Annotated in this window: 15 protein-coding genes and 1 pseudogene; 9 read left to right on the forward strand and 7 right to left on the reverse strand. The window is 69.9% G+C overall.

The window, feature by feature from the left end; translation table 11 throughout:
* Both DY218_RS20305 and DY218_RS20310 read left to right on the forward strand, forming a co-directional pair.
* Window positions 1–293: pseudogene (locus DY218_RS20305) on the forward strand (type III effector protein); the annotation flags it as partial.
* Between the two features lie 273 nt (window positions 294–566).
* Window positions 567–1499, forward strand: coding sequence for an aldo/keto reductase (locus DY218_RS20310; protein ID WP_128557522.1), 933 nt, complete (start codon window positions 567–569; stop codon window positions 1497–1499).
* A gap of 794 nt (window positions 1500–2293) precedes the next feature.
* Here the strand turns inward: DY218_RS20310 and DY218_RS20315 are convergent.
* The 4 genes from DY218_RS20315 to DY218_RS20330 form a co-directional block, all read right to left on the reverse strand.
* Window positions 2294–2803, reverse strand: coding sequence for a hypothetical protein (locus DY218_RS20315; RefSeq protein ID WP_128557523.1), 510 nt, complete (start codon window positions 2801–2803; stop codon window positions 2294–2296).
* A gap of 114 nt (window positions 2804–2917) precedes the next feature.
* On the reverse strand, window positions 2918–3955 hold the full coding sequence (locus DY218_RS20320; protein WP_128557524.1) for a hypothetical protein: 1038 nt from the start codon (window positions 3953–3955) through the stop codon (window positions 2918–2920).
* 46 nt (window positions 3956–4001) lie between these two features.
* Window positions 4002–5402, reverse strand: a complete 1401-nt coding sequence (locus tag DY218_RS20325; RefSeq protein ID WP_128557525.1) for an NAD(P)/FAD-dependent oxidoreductase — start codon at window positions 5400–5402, stop codon at window positions 4002–4004.
* Between the two features lie 111 nt (window positions 5403–5513).
* Window positions 5514–6170 carry a GOLPH3/VPS74 family protein gene (locus tag DY218_RS20330; RefSeq protein WP_128557526.1) on the reverse strand — a complete coding sequence of 219 codons (657 nt, stop codon included), beginning with the start codon at window positions 6168–6170 and terminating at the stop codon, window positions 5514–5516.
* 211 nt (window positions 6171–6381) lie between these two features.
* Between DY218_RS20330 and DY218_RS20335 the strand changes: the two genes are divergently transcribed.
* Window positions 6382–7338: a TetR/AcrR family transcriptional regulator gene (locus DY218_RS20335; RefSeq protein ID WP_199566803.1), complete on the forward strand. Its 957-nt coding sequence runs from the start codon at window positions 6382–6384 to the stop codon at window positions 7336–7338.
* Window positions 7339–7398: 60 nt separating this feature from the next.
* Here DY218_RS20335 and DY218_RS20340 read toward each other — a convergent pair whose 3' ends face one another.
* Together DY218_RS20340 and DY218_RS20345 are read right to left on the reverse strand one after the other, a co-directional pair.
* A complete protein-coding gene (locus DY218_RS20340; RefSeq protein ID WP_199566806.1) occupies window positions 7399–7869 on the reverse strand; it encodes an SRPBCC domain-containing protein in 471 nt (156 codons plus the stop codon).
* A 10-nt stretch (window positions 7870–7879) separates the two neighbouring features.
* Complete coding sequence (locus DY218_RS20345; RefSeq protein ID WP_128557527.1) at window positions 7880–8992, reverse strand: LacI family DNA-binding transcriptional regulator; 1113 nt, start codon at window positions 8990–8992, stop codon at window positions 7880–7882.
* A 231-nt stretch (window positions 8993–9223) separates the two neighbouring features.
* Here DY218_RS20345 and DY218_RS20350 point away from each other — a divergent pair, with 231 nt between their 5' ends.
* The 4 genes from DY218_RS20350 to DY218_RS20365 are packed head-to-tail and all read left to right on the forward strand — an operon-like array spanning window position 9224 to window position 13353.
* The gene (locus DY218_RS20350) at window positions 9224–10522 is read left to right on the forward strand and encodes a sugar ABC transporter substrate-binding protein (protein ID WP_128557528.1); all 1299 of its coding nucleotides are present in this window, start codon (window positions 9224–9226) and stop codon (window positions 10520–10522) included.
* Between the two features lie 11 nt (window positions 10523–10533).
* On the forward strand, window positions 10534–11436 hold the full coding sequence (locus DY218_RS20355) for a carbohydrate ABC transporter permease (RefSeq protein ID WP_128557529.1): 903 nt from the start codon (window positions 10534–10536) through the stop codon (window positions 11434–11436).
* A gap of 1 nt (window position 11437) precedes the next feature.
* Window positions 11438–12271 (forward strand): carbohydrate ABC transporter permease, encoded by an 834-nt coding sequence (locus DY218_RS20360; RefSeq protein ID WP_128557530.1) that lies wholly within the window; start codon window positions 11438–11440, stop codon window positions 12269–12271.
* A 2-nt stretch (window positions 12272–12273) separates the two neighbouring features.
* Entirely contained in the window at window positions 12274–13353 is a 1080-nt protein-coding gene (locus DY218_RS20365; RefSeq protein ID WP_128557531.1) for a glycoside hydrolase family 130 protein, read from the forward strand.
* Window positions 13354–13534: 181 nt separating this feature from the next.
* On the opposite strand, the gene DY218_RS20370 is transcribed toward DY218_RS20365, so the two are convergent.
* The gene (locus DY218_RS20370; RefSeq protein WP_128557532.1) at window positions 13535–15718 is read right to left on the reverse strand and encodes a polysaccharide lyase family 8 super-sandwich domain-containing protein; all 2184 of its coding nucleotides are present in this window, start codon (window positions 15716–15718) and stop codon (window positions 13535–13537) included.
* Window positions 15719–15991: 273 nt separating this feature from the next.
* Between DY218_RS20370 and DY218_RS20375 the strand changes: the two genes are divergently transcribed.
* Window positions 15992–19159 carry a discoidin domain-containing protein gene (locus DY218_RS20375; protein WP_233521730.1) on the forward strand — a complete coding sequence of 1056 codons (3168 nt, stop codon included), beginning with the start codon at window positions 15992–15994 and terminating at the stop codon, window positions 19157–19159.
* A 171-nt stretch (window positions 19160–19330) separates the two neighbouring features.
* Window positions 19331–20062 carry a helix-turn-helix domain-containing protein gene (locus tag DY218_RS20380; protein ID WP_233521731.1) on the forward strand — a complete coding sequence of 244 codons (732 nt, stop codon included), beginning with the start codon at window positions 19331–19333 and terminating at the stop codon, window positions 20060–20062.
* Window positions 20063–20125 lie beyond the last annotated feature (63 nt).

The following is a 20125-nucleotide window of genomic DNA, read 5'->3' on the forward strand; positions in this document are numbered from 1 at the left end:
CCGGGACCACTGGCGAGCAGCGCGTCACGGCCACCCGCCAGGCCCGCGCCGCCGACCGCACCACCGCCGCCCGGGCCCGCCGCAACGCGGCCGACCTGCGCCGCCTCGCCGGCCAGATCACAGCACTCACCGACCTTCCCGCAGCTGCCCGCCGCCCGGTCGGCGAACTGAACGCGGCCCTCGCACACGACGATCCCGCCGACCTCATCGCTCCCCTGACCGCCACACGCCCCCACTTGACCGCCGCCTACCCCGACCTCGCCGCCCGCCTGGACACGCTCACCGTCCCGTAGTACGAGTCAACGCTCCAGCCGCCGCGGCCACTCCGGCCACTCCGGCCACTCCGGCCACTCCGGCCTGGAGTCTTCAGGACGCTCATCCGCGGCGCCGCGAGCGAAGCGATCGCGCCGAGCCCGGGTCTCACGCGAGGTACTACCGTTTCGGTGCATCCGACTTCGATCCGATGGTGAGCCCGTTCGCTGCGGCCGCGACCTTCCAACTCGTGCCGGTTCTCGCCGCGTGGCCCGCCCCACGAAGCCGGCCGTATCGATGCGAAGAGAGGCACCATGAAGACGTTCACCCTGCCCGGCACCGACATCGAGGCGCCCAACGTCGTCCTCGGCCTGATGCGGATCCAGGACAAGACCGACGACGAGGTACGCACCCTCGTGAGCGCCGCGCGCGATGCCGGCATCTCCTTCCTCGACCACGCCGACATCTACGGATCGGGCGTGCACGGGTGCGAGCGGCGTTTCGCCGAGGCGCTCAAGCTCACGTCGTCCGAGCGCGAGCAGCTCGTGATCCAGTCCAAGGCCGGCATCGTCAAGGACGGCCCGTACTTCGACTTCTCGTACGAGCACATCATGGAGTCGGTGCACGGCTCCCTCGAGGCGCTCGGTACCGACTACCTCGACATCCTCCTGCTGCACCGGCCCGACGCACTCGTCGAGCCGGCGGAAGTCGCGCGAGCATTCGACGCGCTGTCGACCGCGGGCAAGGTACGGGCCTTCGGCGTCTCGAACCACACGCCCCGCCAGATCGACCTGCTGCGCAAGCACGTCGCCCAGCCCATCGTCGCGAACCAGCTCCAGCTGTCGATCACGCACTCACCGATCATCGCCCAGGGCGTCGCGGCGAACATGCAGGGGCTGGACCAGTCGATCGTGCGCGACGACGGAATCGTCGACTACTGCCGCCTGCACGACATCACGATCCAGGCATGGTCACCCTTCCAGGCAGGCTTCTTCGACGGCCCCTTCCTCGGATCGGACCGCTATCCCGAGCTGAACGCGGTCGTCGACCGGCTCGCCGACAAGTACGACGTACCCGCCGAGGCCATCGCGGTCGCCTGGATCACCCGCCACCCTGCACGGATGCAGGTCGTACTCGGCACCACAACGCCCGAGCGCGTGGCCTCCGCCGCACAAGGCTCGAACATCCCGCTCACGCGCCCCGAGTGGTACGAACTGTTCCGTGCCGCGGGACACACCATCCCCTGACCGAACATCTCGGAACGCCAACGGGTGCCGTCCGCGTTGCAGCTTTCAGCGCTCGGCGGCAGCCCTGGCGGCCGCGTATGCGGACCCCGCGATCTTCCAAGCATCGTCGACGCGTTTCATGACGATGGTGTTCGGTTGTCCGGCGCATGCGACTCGTCGTAGGAGTACACAACCGTCAAGTGGCCGTGCGATCCGTGCCCGTTGGGCGAAGCGAAGTTGTGATGGACCTTGCAGGTGGTGTTCGGCTACCCACCGAGCGGCGGCGGATCGGACGCCGTCTTCGAGAGCGCGTTGGTAGTGACCGGCTGCTTCGTCCAGGCGTCCGACCTCATCCAGGAAGAGGGCGTACTCCCAGTGAGCAGACAGGTCTCGCTCGGAAATCGCCCGCTCGAATGCGGCTTCCGCATCCTGTTGTCGGCCGTCCGTGTGGGCGAGGAATGTCGCGTATTCGACGAGAGCGCCCGGCACAGCGCGATCAACCGCTGCGCGGGGCTGCGGGGATTCTGCCGAAGGCGTACACCTGCGGCGCTCACCGTTTCCGCTTCCGTCGCACCACCGCCTCGATCGTCAATGTCCCGCTGCCCGCGATGGGCGCATTCCCCCGTTCCCACGTTCCGAGCGCCCCGCCGGGGCACCACGACGGAACACCATGATCGGGCGTCCGCACTTCGGTCCGTGCGCCGTCTTTTCGTGCTCCACCACGCCGGTGGCGAAGTGCCCTTCGGTGAATCGCCCCGCTGTCGCGTGTGACGATCTGTCAGAACGACCAGTGCTCATCAGCAGTCCGGCCCATGTCATCGGGCCATTCGACGAAAACCACGTCGTGCTCGTCCCAGGGGTCGAATGTCGGTGCTCCGATCCGCCGGTGAGGGCAGCTCAACGCTGACCCTCAACTCGTACGACGCGGGGTCGTCGCCGCCGCCCGGGCACTCGATCACCCTGCCGACCCTGCCTGTCGGCACATATCCGTCCACGAAGCAGGCCGCGAGATGTGCGCGACCGCTGACGGCCATGAGGCCGCCCCCGACGAGCGGCACCCCGACCGCGATGCCACACAGCCACCAGTACACATCCGTACGGTCGATACCTGCGACGCCGAACCAGATGGCCAACGCGAGCGTCGCGACCGGGGCGAGGACGAGCAACGCGATACCGACCAGCGACGCCACCACGCCCAGCGTCTCCAGCTGTGGCCAACGCCGGATGCGCTGACGGGCCTCGGGCGTACGCGCCTTCGCCAGCCGGTCCGCGGTCCGGTCATCGGCGTTGTGGAGCAGTCGGCTCCCCCGGTCGAGCCACGTCATCGGCCGCTCCTTTGCCCGGTGCCGCGTGGCCGGTCGCGGTTTCCCGAAAGTGGTCGGACCGGCGCGCGGCGTCAAGAGCACCCAGGACCATGGGGGGAGACCTGTGCCTACCCGCTACATGGCGCCCGAGTGGGCCGCGTAGTAACCGTCACGCTGCCGTGGTGCGCGCCGTCGCAGGTGTCGGGTGAGAACGGTCAGCAAGTAGACCTCCACCGCGAGGGTGACGGCTCCGACGCACACTGCGCTCACCGAGCCGTACATCATGAACGCGGTGTGCGATACGAGAATCCCGCCGATCAGTTGGATTCGGTGCCGGTCGCTCCAATCGGCGGCCGCTTTCCAGCGCAGTACGAGCAGGCCGAAAGGCACGGCGGTCAGGGCCGCGACGAACAGCCGCTGCACGGGCGACATCAGGTCGCCGAGCAGCAGTTGGGATCCGAGGCCCAGCGGGACCAACGTGGTCAGGAAGGCCATCGTGAGGTACAGGGACACGAACCCGACCACCCTCGGGCGGGGGACGGATCGGGCCGGGCGAACGCGACGGGTGCGGCGGTGGGGCAGCACCGCCAACGCGAGCACCCCGAGCACGGCGATGAGGACGAGGAACACCGCGGTCCAGGCCCACGGCGTCCGGTACCCGGGATCCATGAGTCCGGAGATGAGGGCGCGCAGCCCGAACACACCGACGATCGCCAGAGCGATGGCACCGGCCAGGCCCTGATTGCTCAGGTACGGCCGGTCGCGCTGCTCCGGGAAGAGCAGGTTGGTCAGGGCGATCGGCACGAGGACGCTGAGTACGACGTGGACGCCGATCTGCGCTTCCCAGTAGGTCAGGTTCACGCCGAAGGCGCGCAGGCCCCAGTCGGCGGCGCCGTACATCCGTGGGCTGGTCAGGGCTTGCAAGCCCAGTCCGTCTTCCACCAGTTGATAGGCCACGCCCAGGAGCACGAGACTCGGCCAGCCGCCGCCGACCCGTACGACGGCCTCGCGGATCACCAGGACGCCGGCCCCGTACATCACCAGGAGCAAGGGCAGGAGCAGCCACGTCTCAGGCACCGCGACCGCGGTGAACGTCAACTCCGCGCATACGGTGGTCATCAGTGCGAGCGCCCAAGGGGCGCGATTCCAGGGCCGTTTCCAGTGTTCGTGCATCGCTCCAGCTCTCCTCACCGTGTTCGGATTCCGCGATTGCGGCGGATCAACGTTCCTCATGGGCCTTCAGGAGTTCTTCGAGTTTCGCGTTCTGGGTCTGCGCCATGGCCGCAGCCTGCCGCTCGAATTCCGTGCGTTCCGCAGGGTCTTCCGGCATCGGCGGGGCCATGTCGGGGTGCAGTCGTGAACTCTCCAGCCAGGCACCGATATCCGTGTTGCCCGCCCAGCGCTGCTGCTCCGAATTCCCGGCCAGCGTGAAGCGGAGCCAATCGACGTCGGTCCTCGGGTTCGGTGTGACGGGGCAGAGTTCGTTCTTCACGGTGTCGTCGGAGTACGTGGCCTCGACATGGGCGATGAGGGCGGCGCTGAACACCGGTTGGCACACCCGCACCGACTGCAGGGTGATCACTTCGTCCTGGAATATCGGAACGACGGGGAGTTGCCTGATGGCGTCCGCCGTGCAGTCCACGTGCAGTACTCGGGGACCGGTCGGGATCGTGCCGCCGTCGAGTTCGATGTCCGTCTCGTTGATCCGCTTCACCCGGCCGAGGCGGACGACATCGTTGATCCTGCGCAGCTCCCGCAGTTCCGCCTGCGACACGGTCGCGCAGCGGAACGCCGTGGGCCGGTCCTCCGGGGAGATCCGCAGGAGGGCACCGACAGCTTCCAGCCGGTCGAAGAGGTCGGGCACGGATGCGGCGCCCATGATGGCTTCGTGCTTGGCGGCGTAGTCCCTCGTGAGGTCTGCGACCCCGCGCAGGGGACGCGGTTGCACCTGCGCCCGGTCGAGGAGCCACGGTGCGCGGGGCATGATCCAGGTCAGGTCCGTGGGTGCGACCCCTTGCTCCAGGAGCCAGAGGCAGGCGTCGATCCCGGTCTTGCCGGCGCCGACGACGACGTACCGTTCGTACGGTTCGCGAATACCGGGCAGATCGTTCGGCGGCGCGAGAGAAATGCCGGGAGCGACCTGGAATTCCGGCGGTCGCATGGCCGGAACGGTCACGCCCTGATACGTGGTGTCCACGATCTTCCGGCGCACGGTGACCCGGTACTCCTCGCCCGATGTCGTCAGACGGAACCGTCCGTCTCCCTGGTACTCGGCCATGGGGAAGTAGGAAACCCGCCCGGACCGCAGAAAGGTCTGGCGCATGACCTGGTCGTAGTAGCCGCATATTTCGGCCGCTCCCGCCAGCTCGTACAACCCGGCGTTCCAGCCGGTCTGATCCACCAAGCCGTCGCCGAGCGGGCGGGAATTCACGCCATACATGGCGGAGGGCTGGTGGAGCCGTACGTAGGGATAGGCGATGGTCCAGTGCCCGCCCGGCCGGTGGTAACGGTCGACCATGGTCACCGTCGCCCGCGTTTCGCTCAGCAAGGTGTCCACAAAGGCCATTGCCGTCGCACCCGCACCGATCACCAAGTAATCGGTATCGATTTCGTTCACCATCGGGGTCTTCCTCTTTTCCTCGGTCGAGCTCGGGTTTTCCCTCGGTCGAGCTCAGGTTTTTTCCTCGGTCGAGTTCGGGCTCGACGCTGTGGTCGGTCTTGGGGTGGTGGCTCAGCCGCTGCTCGCCGCAGCTGCCATCGCGGTGATGGCCCCCTGCGTCCGGGCGATGGCCTTGCGCACCGCGGGGCTGATGGACTGGCCCGCCGCGATGTCGGACATGCGCCGCCGGACTTGCCTGCGTCCGCCGGAGGGCACCGCACGGCGCCACAACTTCGCGGCATGCAGCACCCCGATCAGGGCGGCGGTGCGCTCGCTCGGCTCCTGTCCCCCGAGGACGGCCGCGTCGAGTCCGGCGCGCACCGCGACCTCGGCCGACGGGTCACTCGTCGGGTAGCGATGCACGGGGAGCACGCCGAGCAGCCAGGTCCGCTTGCGGTGCAGCACACCGCGTTCGACGAGTGCTGCGAGGGCGCGGTCGGGTGCGCGGCCGCGCGTCCGGCGCAGCACCTTCGAGACCCTGACTCCGTCGGTCATCTCGGCGAGCACGGCGTCCAGGTGCCCGATCCCGGTCGGAGCCGGATCCAGCACGGTGACGAGGTCCTTCTCGCCCACGGTGATCTTGTGGGCGAGGGCCAGTTCGACGACTCCCGCGCCGGCCACCGCCCAGTCGAGGCCGAGGCGCGTCTTTCCTCTGCCGGTCGCACGGTCGAGGGCGACCAGGAGAACTTCTTCGGAGATGGTGAGTCTGGCGGCGATGCGTTCTGACATGGCGTGGCTCTTCGCTGGTGCTTGCCCCGGGATGCCTGATCGCCCCCAGGCTGCGTACGGTGTATCGATCGGATGCGTACAGCGTATTAGGGCAGTCCATACAGTCAACCCATTCGGCTTGAACAGCCACTTGAAGTGCACTACCCTGCATCGAGTGAACTAGTTCACTCAGGGACCCTCGAGGGGGCGACGAGCAGATCGGGAGATACGCATGCCTGCCATGGCCCACCCGGACCCGCTCTATCTGCGTATCGCGCAGGAGATCGAAGCCAGGATCCGGTCCGGCGATCTCCGGCCGGGGCAACGCCTGCCGTCGATCCGCCAGATCGCGGACCGCTGGGGCGTCGCGATCGCGACAGCCACCAGGGTGGTGGCCACCCTGCGCGAGGACGGACTGGCCGAAACGAAGGTCGGCTCGGGCACGGTGGTCAGCGCCTCGCCGGGCCGGCCGGGGCCGGCCGGGCGGGTGAAAGCACCCGTCGCCCGGCCACGGACCGGTTCGAGCGGCGCCAAACAGGCGCTCAGCCGGGAGTATCTGCTGCGGACGGCCATCGCGATCGCGGATGTCGAAGGATCCGACGCCGTCTCCATGCGACGGGTCGCCGCCGAACTGGACGTGGGGCCCATGTCGCTCTACCGGCACGTCGCGAACAAGGACGATCTCGTGACGCAGATGGCCGATCTGGTCTTCGGTGAAGCGGAACTACCCCACCCGGGACCTGCGGGCTGGCGGGCCAAGCTCGAACTGGTCGCGCGACGGCAGTGGGCGCTGTGCTGTCGGCATCTCTGGCTGCCCCAAGCCGTCTCGTTCACCCGCCCGTCGCTCGCGCCGAACATGATGGTGCACACGGAGTGGATCCTGCGTGCGCTCGACGGTCTCGGCCTTTCGCTGCGGACGAGGATGCAGGAAGCACTGGCACTGCACTCACTGGTGCTCCACGTCGCCCTGTCGACAGCGGACGAGGCGGAGGCGGCGCAGGAGACCGGAGTGACGCTCGCGCGGTGGCTGCAGGCGCAACAGGCGCGTACCGAGGAGCTGTTCGCGAGCGGCCGGTTCCCGCTGCTCGCGCAGCTGCATGAGGAATCGGCCCCCGACCTCGACGAACTGTTCGAGTACAGTCTCGCCCGCCATCTCGACGGTTTCGCGATCCTGGTGGGTGAGCGATGAGCGCCACGACCCCGGCGGGACGCACGCGGTGCGACGTGGTGCGCCTCCCTCTGTGAGGGCCTATCCGGATCTCGCTGCTTCTTCGAGCCGTTCGAGCAGTTGCCGTGCACCGTCGGCGGCCTGGAAATCGTCCAGATGACGGCGGCGGTCCCCATCCGATGCGTAGTACGAGCGCACCGTCACGCGGGTTCGGGGTGCGTCCTGGGTCTCCGCCTCGATCAGCACGACGGAACGCGACGGGGCAAGCCCCCACTCCTCGGATCCCTGATGTACGTAGCTGATCCGCCGGGCCGGTTCGACGTCTTCGAAGATGTAGACGTTCGCGAAATCGGTGCCGTCGGGAGCGTGCATGACGACATCGAACCGTCCGCCGTCGACGACATTGAGTTCGCGAACCGTGCTGGTGAACCCGGCCGGTCCCCACCACTGGGCGATGCCGGCCGGGTCGGTCCACGCAGCCCAGATCGCCTCCGGAGACGCCGCCATCACCCGCGTCAGTTCCAGATCGGGCACGCCACTCGCGTCAGTCACACCCGCGATCCTATTCCTGGCGACCGCCCCTCGGCGGAGGAGCCGTGCTGGAGCGGATGATGAACTCGACCGGGGGCAGGGTGATCTGTTCGGGGGCGCGGCCCTCGGTGCGGGCCGCCAGGGCCTGGGCGGCGACGTTTCCCCAGGTCAGGACGTCCTGGCGGACCGTGGTGAGGGGTGGGGCGATGCAGTCGGCCAGGGGGATGTCGTCGAAGCCGACCACCGAGAGGTCCTCGGGGACCCGCAGTCCGCGGCCGGTCGCGGCGGTGATGCCGGCGATGGCCATCAGGTCGTTGGCGTACACGATGGCGGTCGGCGGCCGGTCGAGGTCGAGGAGCTGGTGGGTGGCGCGGGCGCCGGAGGCGCCGGTGAAGTCCGCCTCGACGGGCGGGACTTCGGCCAGACCGGCGTCCGCGAGCGCGCCGCGCCAGGCGTCCCGCCTGGCCTCGGTGTGCACATATCCCTCGGCGCCGCAGACGTGCCCGATCCGCCGGTGGCCGAGTGACCGCAGGTGGCTGACCGCCCGGCGGATTCCGCTGCCGTCGTCCACGCCGATGGCGGGGACCCGGCTGCCGGGCTGCGGCGGGCCGACGATCAGTGCGTCGAGGCCCAGTTCCGTGACAAGGGCGGGCCGTGGATCGTCCACGCGCAGGTCGGTCAGGAACACGCCGTCCACCCGCCCGTCGCGCGCGAGGCGTTCGTACGCCTGCCGCTCGGTGTCCTCGTCGGGCACGACCTGCAGGACGAGTGCGTAGCCGAGCGGTGCGAGGCCGGTCTCGATCCCGGCGACGAACTGCGGGAAGAACGGGTCGGTACTCAGGAGCTCCGGCTGGCGGCGCATCACCAGACCGAGGGTCTGGGCCCGCTTGTTGGACAACGCCCGGGCTCCGGCGTTGGGCTGCCAGCCCAGGTCTTCCATGGCGGCACGGACGCGGCGGCGTGCCGCCGGGCTGACTCCGGCGCGGTCGTTGACGACGAAGGACACCGTCGCCTTGGAGACCTTGGCGAGCGCTGCGACGTCCCCGATGGTGGGCCGGCTGCCGCGCCCCCGGCGCGGCGGTGGGGCCGACTCCGCACGGGAGCCGCCTGCCGCCCCGCTCGCCTGGTCCCGTCCCTGCGCCATACCGCCTCGCCTTCCCCCGGATCACGGTGCCGCTCGCACGTCCACCAGTGTGACGCAGGCCTGTACCGCCGATTACCGAAATGTGTCTTGCGTTGTCTTGACCCCCTTATTCTAAACCGGTTTGATGAGCTCGTCACCCCGCAATGATCATTGCTCCGGGGCAGGCCTGCGGCGACCGCAGAGGAGTTGCTCCAGGCCCTCGACCACCCGCATGGAAGGGAGTTGGGCGCTATGAGGCGTCATCCGCGCGTTACGGTGCTTGCCACCGCCGCGGTGGTTGTCCTGCCGTTGTCCGCCTGCGGTGCGAGCGACACCGGTGGCGGCAAGCCGACATCGGGACCGATCGACATCTGGTACTCGACGAACAAGCAGGAGCAGGCCTGGGCCGAGGCGACGGTGGCCGCCTGGAACTCGGCGCACCCCAAGGAGAAGGTCACCGCGCGTGCGGTGCCCTCGGGCAAGTCCACCGAGGACGTCATCGGGGCCGCGATCACCGCGGGGAACACCCCGTGCCTCGTCTACAACACCGCTCCGGCCGCGGTCTCCGCGTTCGAGAAGCAGGGCGGTCTGGTGAATCTCTCCGAGACCTTCGGCGACGCCGAGTCCTTCGTCAAGAAGCGCTCGGGCGCCGCGGCGGACGGATTCCGTTCCCCGGACGGTTCGCTGCATCAAGTGCCGTGGAAAACAAACCCGTTCATGCTCTATTACAACAAGGACGTCTTCGAGAAGGCGGGCCTGGACGCGGACGACCCGAAGCTCGGCACGTACGACGACGTGCTGGCCGCGGCAAAGAAGATCAAGAGCAGCAAGGCGGCGAAATTCGCGCTCTATCCGCCGGCGACCAGCGACTCCACCAACGCGCTCTTCGACTTCTATCCGCTCTACCTGGCCAACTCCGGTGGTATGCAGCTGGTCAAGGACGAGAAAGCCACCTTCACCTCGAAGGCCGGACAGCAGACCCTCGCCTTCTGGCAGGAGATGTACGCCAAGGGCTACGCCTCGCCGGAGGCGTACAGCGGCGACATGTGGGCGGGGCCGTTCGCCGACGGGGTGGCCGCCATGGGGATCGCCGGGCCCTGGGGCAAGGGGCAGTTCGACGACAAGGTGAAGTACGGCGTGGTGCCGCTGCCCACGGCCTCCGGCACACCCGCGGCGAAGACGTCCACGTTCGCGGACTCCAAGAACGTCGGGCTCTTCACCTCGTGCAAGAACAAGCAGACGGCCTGGAAGTTCACCAAGTTCTCGATGAGCGCGAAGAACGACGCGGCGTTGCTCGAGAAGACCGGCCAGTTCCCGACCCGGGGTGACGTGGCCGCCACCTCGGGCGACTTCCTCGAGGACAACCCGTTCTACGAGCCCTTCGCCGACGCCGTACCGCGCTCGGTGGACGTACCGAACATCGCCGGCTCGACCGACGTGTGGAAGACCTTCCGTACGGGCTGGGAGGACGTGGTGCTCCCCGGCAAGGGCGATGTGAAGGCGACCTTCGGCAAGGTGGCCCGGGAGATCGACGACCAGGCCGCGGGCTGACGGAGCACATCATGGACAAGACGCGCTCCCGCGCCCCGCGCGCGAAGCGGCGCCTCGGCAGCAGCCCGCTCGGTATCGCCCTCACCGCGCCCTACACGGCCTATGTGCTCGTCGTGTTCGTGATCCCTTTCGGGGTCGGGGTGTGGATGGCGTTCCACGACTACTTCTTCACCGCACCCGGGGTCGCCGTCCCGCACCCGTTCGTCGGCTTCGACAACTTCACCGCGGTGCTCGGCGAGGCGGACACCCGGCGTGCCTTCGCCAACCTCGGGCTGTTCATGGCGATCAACATCCCGCTGACCGTGGTGCTCGCCCTCGTACTCGCCTCCGCGCTGAATGCCGCGACCCGCTGGCGCGGCTTCTTCCGGATGGCGTACTACGTGCCGTACGTGACGGCCTCGGTCGCGACGCTCGCGGTGTGGCTGTTCCTCTTCAACGGCTCCGGTGCCGTGAACAACGTCCTCGGATCCTGGGCCCCCGAGCCCTCGTGGCTGGCCAACAAGGGCCTGGTGATGCCGCTCATCGCCGTGTACGTCACCTGGAAGCAGCTCGGTTTCTACATCCTGCTGTACCTCGCCGCGCTGCAGAACGTGCCCAAGGAACTGCACGAGGCCGCCCTCACCGACGGCGCGGGGCCGCTGCAGGCGTTCCGTGCCGTCACCCTGCCGGCCGTCCGGCCCGTCACCTCGCTGGTCGTCCTGCTGTCGATCATCACGGCCGGACAGATCTTCACCGAGCCGTTCCTGCTGACCGGCGGCGGCCCGAGCGGCGCCTCCCTCACTCCTGCCCTGCTCGTCTACCAGCGGGGCATCGAGCAGGGAGAGCCGGATGCCGCGGCGGCCATCGGCCTGATCCTCGTGACCGGCGTGCTCATCATCGCGACCGTCGCCCGGCGCCTCACGGAAAGGGACTGACATGGCCCGCACCCTGCGCATCCTGCGGTATGCCGCGCTCGGCCTCGGTGCCGTCGCCGCGCTCCTGCCGTTCTACTACATGGTCATCGGCGCCCTGCAGAAGAAGCACGACGCGACCCTCGGCGGCCTGTTGCCCGTCCCGAGCCGTCTGACGCTCGACAACCTCACCGGCATCGACGACTCGTTCAGCCTCGTCCGGGCCCTCACCAACTCGCTGATCATGACCGCCGGGGTGATGGCCTGCACCCTGGTGCTCGGGCTGCTCGCCGGCTACGCGCTCGCGATCCTGCGCTTCCGCGGCCGCGCCGCGGTGTTCGCCCTCGTCCTGCTCGTCCAGGCGATCCCGTTCCAGCTCCTGATGATCCCGCTGTACGTGATGGTGGTGCGGTACTTCGGCCTGGCCGACAGCTACGCCGGAATGATCCTGCCGTTCGCCGTCAACTCCGTGGCCGTGCTCATCTTCCGCCAGTACTTCCTGCAGATCCCGCGCGAGATCTTCGACGCGGCACGCATGGACGGAGCGAGCGAACTGCGCATCCTGCGCTCGGTCGCCGTGCCCTTGGTACGGCCCGCGATCCTCACCGCCATGCTGGTCACCTTCATCGGGCCGTGGAACGAGTTCCTCTGGCCGTTCCTGGTCACCAAGGACCAGGACATGCAGCCGCTCGCCGTGAGCCTGGCGAACTTCTCGCAGGCCAACTCCACCTTCGAGGCGAACCCCATGGGCGCCGTACTCGCCGGTGCCTGCGTGCTCGCGGTGCCGGCCGTCGTCCTCTTCCTGCTGTTCCAGCGCCACTTCACTTCGGCCAATCTCGGCTCCGCGATCAAAGGCTAGGTATGACCCAGCTCAACACCGACACCGCGCTCCCGTACGCCCTGAACCGGGTCGGCGTACTCATGAGCCCCGACCCGGGCGACCCGCTCGAGGCCGAGGGCGTGCTCAATCCCGGCACCGCCTGGGGACCCGACGGCGAGCTCTATCTGTTCCCCCGCATGGTCGCGGCCGGCAATGTCTCGCGCATCGGCCGTGCGCGCGTCGTGATCGAGGACGGCGTGCCCGTCGGCGTCGAACGACAGGGCGTGGTGCTCGCTCCCGACGAGGGCTTCGAACGGGGCGCGGGCAACGCCGGCGTGGAGGACCCGCGCATCACCTTCCTGCCCGACCTCGGCGTCCACGTCATGACCTATGTCGCCTACGGTCCGCTCGGCCCGCGACCCGCGCTCGCCGTCTCCACGGACACGGTCGAGTGGCGTCGCCTGGGACCGCTGCACTTCACGTACCGGCCGCAGCTGGCAACGGACTTGAACTTCTTCCCCAACAAGGACCTGGTGTTCTTCCCGGAGATCGTGCCGGGCCCCGACGGGCGGCCCAGCTTCGCGATGCTGCACCGGCCGATGTGGGACCTGGACTGGCTGCGCCCGGGCGAGGGCTCCCCCACCCCGGCCGGCATCACGGACGGCCGGCCGTCGATCTGGATCGCCTACGCCGACGCCGAGGCCGTCGCCCGGGACCTCTCGGCACTGACCTCCCTGCACCACTCCGCTCCGGTTGCCGGTCCCCAAATGCCGTTCGAGGCCGCGAAGATCGGCGCCGGACCGCCGCCGATACGGGTGCCCGAGGGCTGGCTGCTCATCCACCACGGGGTGACAGGACCGGTCGCCAAGGGCTTCGAACTCAGCCACGGTGCCGTCTACCGGGCCGGCGGCATGCTGCTCGACGCCGACGATCCGGCACGGGTCATCGCCCGCTCCCCGGAGCCGTGGCTCTCCCCCGAGACCCACGAGGAGACGGTCGGCACGCTGGGCAACGTCGTCTTCCCCACCGCGATCGAGCGCATCGCGGGCACGGTCCACGTGTTCTACGGGATGGCGGACAGCACCATCGGAGTCGCCGCCCTGGAGCGGACCTCGGGCTGATCGAGAGCCGAACGAGGGCCCTTCGGGGCCCCAGGCCCGAGCCCGCGCGAACGACAACGGCGTGCTGCCGGCGGAACCTCCGCCGGCAGCACGCCGTTCGGTCTCAGCGCAGCGTCCGCGTCACCGTCCTGCCGAGGTCTGCGCCGGAGCCCNACCTCCGCCGGCAGCACGCCGTTCGGTCTCAGCGCAGCGTCCGCGTCACCGTCCTGCCGAGGTCTGCGCCGGAGCCCAGCGCGAAGTCCGCGCGACGGGTGCGGCCGCGCGCGGTGAGGGCGACGGAGACCGTGAGCCCGGGCTCGTCCGGATTGGCCACGCTCGCCACCGCCGAGCGGCCGGACTCGTCGAGGATGACGAGGGCGGGCTCATCGACCTGGAGTGTGCGGCCGCCACCCAGGTCGACGGAGCCCGCTTCGTAGCAGGTCACCATCGTCAGCCGCAGGCGCGGGTGGTGGACCGCCTGGGCCCGTTCGTCGTTGCGCAGGATCCTGACGGCGGGCCGGGCCGCGTAGCGCCTGACCTCGCCGGGAGTGGCGCCGGGCAGCACGATGTAGGCGTACTGGGCGCCGTCCGGCGCGGTGCCGTGGTCGAAGTACAGGGTGAAGGCGTCCCGCTCGACGGGGTCACGGTCGAGCCAACTCCCGGTCTGCTTCCGATGCGACACCTTCAGCGGCCCGCCCTGCGGGAAGACATAGCCGATCTCGTCGTGGTACGCCCACGAGGCGTCGGTGGCGGCCGCATCCGTGCCGGGGCGTACGGCCCTGCCGCCGACGGAGGCGTTGGACCGGGCCGCGCCCTGGTTGACCGTCGTGTGGACGGCGTGCTCGGAGGTGGAGGCGATCCCGGCGCCGAGCGCGACCATCTCGTCGTCGAAGTGGAAGTAGCTCTTGCGCCCGGTGGTCCCGTAGCGGTCGAGGCTGAAGACGCTCGCACCGTAACGCCCGTCGCTGACACCGCCGGTGAAACTGCCCGCGTTGTCGGGGCTCGACTGCTCGGTGACCTTGGCGTACGGCGCGGTCACGCCCGGGTAGTGGGACCAGTCGAAGGCGGGCACCAGGTCGCCGTACTCGCGGTTGGTGACCTGGATCGAGGTGGCTCCCGAGGCGTTCCAGGCGATCTCGTTGCCGACCTCGGGGCGGAAGGTGGAGCGGTACTCACTGCCCTTCATACGCGGGGAGTTGAGCCGGGTGAAGATGCCGTACCCGGCGCGCTGGTGCGAGGAGAACTCCGAGCGCCAGAAGTACTTGTGCCCGGTGACACCGCTCTTCCGGGTCTTTCCGCGGATGTTGTCGGCGAGCCGGGCGTACTCGGCCGACCTGGCGCCGTCGGCGCGCGCCATCCGGTCGAGGGGCTCGAGGAAGTCGGCCGCGTAGCTCGTGATGCCGTCGATCGTGTTGGGCGGGCGGTACCCGAGGTACATCATGCCGAGCTCGCCGCGTATCAACCACCGCGTCCCGTCGAGGATGTAGAAGGCGAGCGCGTCGATGTCCTCGGACGAGAAGTCGAAGCTGGTGCCGCGGGCGACGTCGGCCCAGGCCGCGACGATGGTGAACAGGACCATGCCGTAGCCCTCGCTGTAGAGCTGCGCGCCGTGGGCCCAGAAGCTGGCGTCGACCTGCACGGCCTCGTTGACCTCGCCGCTGTCGTCCACCGCCACCGTCTCCGACATGGTGACGTAGCCCTGGTGGACGGCGTCGGCCGCACGCTTCGCGACCACCTCGTAGAGGTAGTTCTCGGTGCGCCAGGAGCCGTTCGCACCGACCGGGTCGCGGCGGCCCTCGTTGTGGGTGTACGTCACCTCCCGTGCCTCGGGGTCGAGTTCGTCGCCGACGAAGATGGACACCCGGCCCATGGCCATCGATGTGCCGATCTCGGTCTCCCACCAGTTCTCGCAGGTCGGGCCGGTCTTGTCCCAGTGCAGGAGCGAGCGGTTCAGCGCCTCGATCAGCTCGGGCCTCCCGTGGCCGTCGGCGTCCGGGTCGCGGTAGGCGTGGGCCATCGCGATCATGCGGTACAGGGCGCGGTACGGCGACCAGACCTTGCCGTTGGCGGAGCTGGTGGTGTCGGTGTAGTCCACGTCGGACCACGACCCGTCGGGGCGCAGCGACTCGGCGTAGGAGAGCGCCTCTGATGTACGGGCGAGGAAGATGCCGTTGGCGACCCGCACCTCGTCGCCCTGTGCCAGGAAGCGCTCCTGGAGGCGCCCGATGATGATCTGGAGGTCGTCGGCCGCCGTTCGGCCGCCGCCGGCCTCGGCGGCCCGTGCGAGGTCCGGCACGGTCAAGGTCAGAGCGGCCGCGCCCGCGGCGAGTCCGCCGAGGAGCACCCGGCGTCGGTCGGGCAGGAATGCAGATCCGTTGTCAGTCATGGAACTCCTTGGACGCATCCAGGTCCCGACAACGCTGTTGGACACTGGATCTAAACCGGTTTGAATATCCGGTAAACAGTTACCGGCTCCCGCCTGAACGCGTCAACAGTCGAGACGTGGCGGGCTTGCGGCCGCGCTCATCACACGGCCGCCCCGGAAAATGCACCAGGGGTCGCCATCGGCACGCCTATTGACACGCATCTCCGGTGCCGCCAAGAATCAGGCCGGGATTGACAACGTTGTCCAAGAGGTGGGGGTCTTGTCGTGTGGACGGTGCGTGACGGGGTCGAACGGCGGCGGGTACTGCAGGTCTTCGGGGCGGCAGGTGCCGCGGCCGTCCTCTCGCCCGCGCTGCATGCGCCTGCGGCGGCAGCGGTCGGCGGTGGTCCCGCGGGCGCCCCGGGCGCGAAGAGCGCGACGGACGCGGAGGCCGGCGGGGACAGCGCGGACCTCGCCGCCACGTACTACCGCGTCCTGCTGCGGCACACCCGCTGGTCGGAGACGCAGTGGGACGATGCGAAGGGGATCTACACCGACAAGGACTTCGGCTTCGCCGTCGTCCTCGGGCACGCCGTGCTGCTGACGCACGGGACGTACGACGAGGAGCTGGCCGGCGTCGACCGCCGGACGCTCAAGCGGCGCACCCTCGCGACGCTGCGGCACTTCGCCGCCTCCAACCGGCTGACGGGCGGCAGTCAGTGGGGCCGCAAGCTGTTCTTCGACACCACCTTCCAGTCGTACTTCGTGCTCGCCGCGCGCCTGTTGTGGGACGACCTCGATGCGGCCACACGCTCCGCGGTCGACACCATCGCCCGTGAACAGGCCGCCTACACCGACTCGTTGGGCACCGGCGATGACCCGGACTCCGGGGACTGGACGCCGAACGGGCTCAAGGGCGGCCATGTCGGCGACACCAAGCTGGAGGAGATGGGCCTCTACTCGCAGACCCTGGCTCCCGCGCTCGCCTGGGCTCCGGAGGACCGGCGCCGCGCCGACTGGGCCACCCGCTACGGGAGTTGGTCACGCAACGAGGCCGGTCTGCCGGCCGCCGACCTGGCCAACCCCACCCGGGTGGACGGAGTGCGGGTCTCGGCCAACACCGCCCACAACACGTACGACACCTTCATCGTCGAGAACCACGGTTCCTTCGGGCCGCACTACCAGGCGGAGTTGTGGCGCACCTCGGGCCGCAACGCCGCGCACTTCCTCGCGGCCGGCGAGCCGCTGCCGCAGGTCCTGACCGCGCAGCCGAACGCCGATCCGCTGTGGCGCACGCTCCTGGCGGTGATGTCCGACGCCGGCGAGCCCCTGATGCCGATGGTGAACGACCGCGAGCATCTGTACGGCCGGGACGTGTTGCCGCTGGCATTCCTGTCCCGGGTGGCGGGCGACCGGGCGGCGGCCCGGGCGGAGTTGGAGCTCGCCGCGCGTCTCGAGGCGTACCAGGAGTATCCGCCGCAGTACCGGCTCGCGAAGTTCTCCGGCGAGCCCAAGTACGAGCCGGAGGCGCGGGCCGAGGTCGCCATCAGCTACCTGCTGCACAGCTGGCCGCAAGCGGGCGAGCGGGTGCGCGCGATGTCGCGGCAGGAACTCTTCGAGTACGCCTCGGGTGTCACGGACTTCGGCACGGGACCCGGTCTGGTCGCGCACCAGTCGCCGGCCGCCTGGGCGGGTGCGGTGACGAAGGAGGGCTTCGTCAAGTTCGCCTGGCAGCCGGGGCACGACGACTGGCTGTTCCGGCTCAGCGGCAGCACGGCGATGTTCCTGCCCTCGACCGCGGCGGAGGTCACCGGGCGCTCGGTGCGCGTGCACACGGCCGTACGGGACGGATTCGACGGCAGTGCCACGGTGCTGCGCCTCGCTGGCGCCGACGGGGATTCCTTCGCGGGGTACGCGACCCTGCCGTCGGGCGCGGTCGTGTACGCCTCCGACGCGGCGAGCGCGGCCGCCGCACGGCTCGAGGTGCACAACCTCGACATGCCGGGTGTCGCGGGGCTCGACGGCAGCCGTACGTACCGGTTCGCGGAGGGCTCGGCCACCGTCGAGGCCGCGGACGCCGGGACGCCGGCCGGCGGTCGCGTCGACACCCTGACCTTCGACCGGGCGACGGTGCGGCATGTACGGATGCTCGGTGTGGAGCCCGATCCGTCCTACGGCTACTCGCTGTACGACGTGGAGGTCCGCGACGGCGCCGACGGCGGCGATCTGGCACGCGAGGGCACCGCGACGGCCTCGTCACACGCCTCGGGCAACGAACCGGGCCTTGCGGTGGACGGCGACGCCGGCACCCGCTGGGCCGTCTCCAAGGAGGACCGGAAGCGGGCGGACAGCTGGTGGGCCGTGGACCTGGGCTCGGAGCACGCCGTCGACCGGGTGACGCTGCGCTGGGAGTCGGCGGCCGGGCGCCGGTACCGGGTGCAGGGGTCGCCCGACGGGAAGCAGTGGACGGATCTGGTGACCGGGCCAACGCCCGCGGTGCGCAGCCGCGGCGGCTGGCTCGACATCGACGGCCGCGCGGGGCTCGTTGTGCGCGGCGGCGAGAGCCCGATCTCCGTGTACGGCGACACGATCCTGCCGGCCGACGGCACACGCGAGCACGTCGTGGTCGAGGGCCACTGCGGCGCGTCCCCGGACGACCTGCGGGCGCTCGCGGCCGCTCCCGTGCCCGTCGCGGACGACGAGCGGGTGCGTGCGGCGCTCGTCGACGGGCAGCTGAGCGTGTTCAACCTCTCGGCAGACGCGGTCCGTTCGAGCATCACGGTGCCGCAGCAGGGCCGGCGGCGGCAGGTGTACGAGGGTGAGCAGACGGTCACCCGCGACGGTCTGCGGTTCGCGGCTCGGCTCGGTGCCGCATCGGCGCTGCTGCTTCCGCCGCGGTGCACGCTCACCCCGCTGTCCGGCAGGAGACTGCCGACGGGGCTTCGGGTGCGGGTGTCCGACGGTGCGACGCTGCATCTGTCGGGGCCCGGGTGCCGGGTCCGGGTCGAGGCGCAGGGGCGCAGCACGGTGGCGACGGTGCGCAGCGGGCGCGAGGTCCGGGTCGAGTTGCGCGGCGCGCAGCCGTTCCCGTACGACGATCTGGCGCTCGGCCGCACCACCTTCCCGACCTCGCCGCTGCCGCCCGGGATGTCCTCGCCCGCGGCCGCGGTGGACGGCGATTCCGGCACCGCGTGGCGTCCCGGCCCGGACGGCCGGATGGTCGTCGACCTCGGGTCCCGGCGGCCGGTGCGGCAGGTCGAGGCGGAGTGGAACGCTTCCGGGGCACCGGGCGCGACGGTCGAGTTCAGCACGGACGGGGTGCGCTACCGGCGGGCGGGTTCGTTGCGCGGCAGCGGGAGGGTACGCGAGCTGACCTGCGACGATTCCGTCCGGTACGTGGCCGTGGCAGTCCGCGGCGACGGGCGCGGGAAGGCCGGCGTCGTACGGCTCTCGGTGCGCTGAGGCGCGGGCCGGGCCGGTCTCGGCGGACCTTCGTACGATGGAGTCATGTGGCCCGGTGGGACTGTTCGGGATGTGGCGGGGCTGTGGGATGTTGCGCTGCCGGCGGAGGCGGTGCGGGTCCCCGGGGTGAGTATGGCCGGGTTCCGGAGTCGGACGGACCGGTTCGTGGACATGCAGGTGGTGCCGTATCCGGCGCTGACGTTGTTCGTGGACTTCGGGGACGGGCGGGTGGTGGACGACGCCGGCAGCCGGTGGATGGACAGCGGCGTCGTCGGGCTCGCGCCGGGTGGTGCACGCGGGCGGGGGCGATCGATCGACTGTCTGCAGGTGCGCATCTCGCCGCTGGTCGCGCATGCGGTGTTCGGTGCGGGGGCGGAGTTCAGCGGGGCGATGGTGTCGCTCGAGGAGCTGTGGGGGCGGGAGGCTGTACGGACTCGGGAGCGTATGTGGGAGGCAGGGTCCTGGCAGGAGCGGTTCGCGGTGGCCAGGGAGATGCTGCTGCGTGGGCAGTCGGAGGGCCCGGCCGTCGATCCCGAAGTCGCCCACGCCTGGCGGCAGATGGTGCGGCAGCAGGGTCGGGTACGGGTGGCGGGGCTTGCCGAGGAGACCGGGTGGAGCCGTAAGCGGCTGTGGTCCCGTTTCCGGTCGCAGGTCGGGCTCACTCCGAAGCGGGCCGCGCAGCTGGTGCGCTTCGACCATGCGGCGCACCGGCTCGCCGCCGGGGAGCAGTCGGCGTCGGTGGCGGCGACGAGCGGGTACGTCGACCAGTCGCATCTGCATCGTGAGGTACGTGCGTTCACCGGAGTGACGCCGAACGCGGTCGCGCAGGCGCAGTGGCTGGATGTCGATGATGTCGCGTGGGGGCGGGGCCGGGCCGGGGCCCGGCGGCTGCGTGTGGGCTGAGCCGGGGGCACTCGCATCGCGCGGCCCACCCGGAACATTTCTCCAAGACCTCCCGGACCTGCG

The organism is Streptomyces triticagri (genome assembly GCF_003429565.1).
Lineage (GTDB): Bacteria > Actinomycetota > Actinomycetes > Streptomycetales > Streptomycetaceae > Streptomyces > Streptomyces triticagri.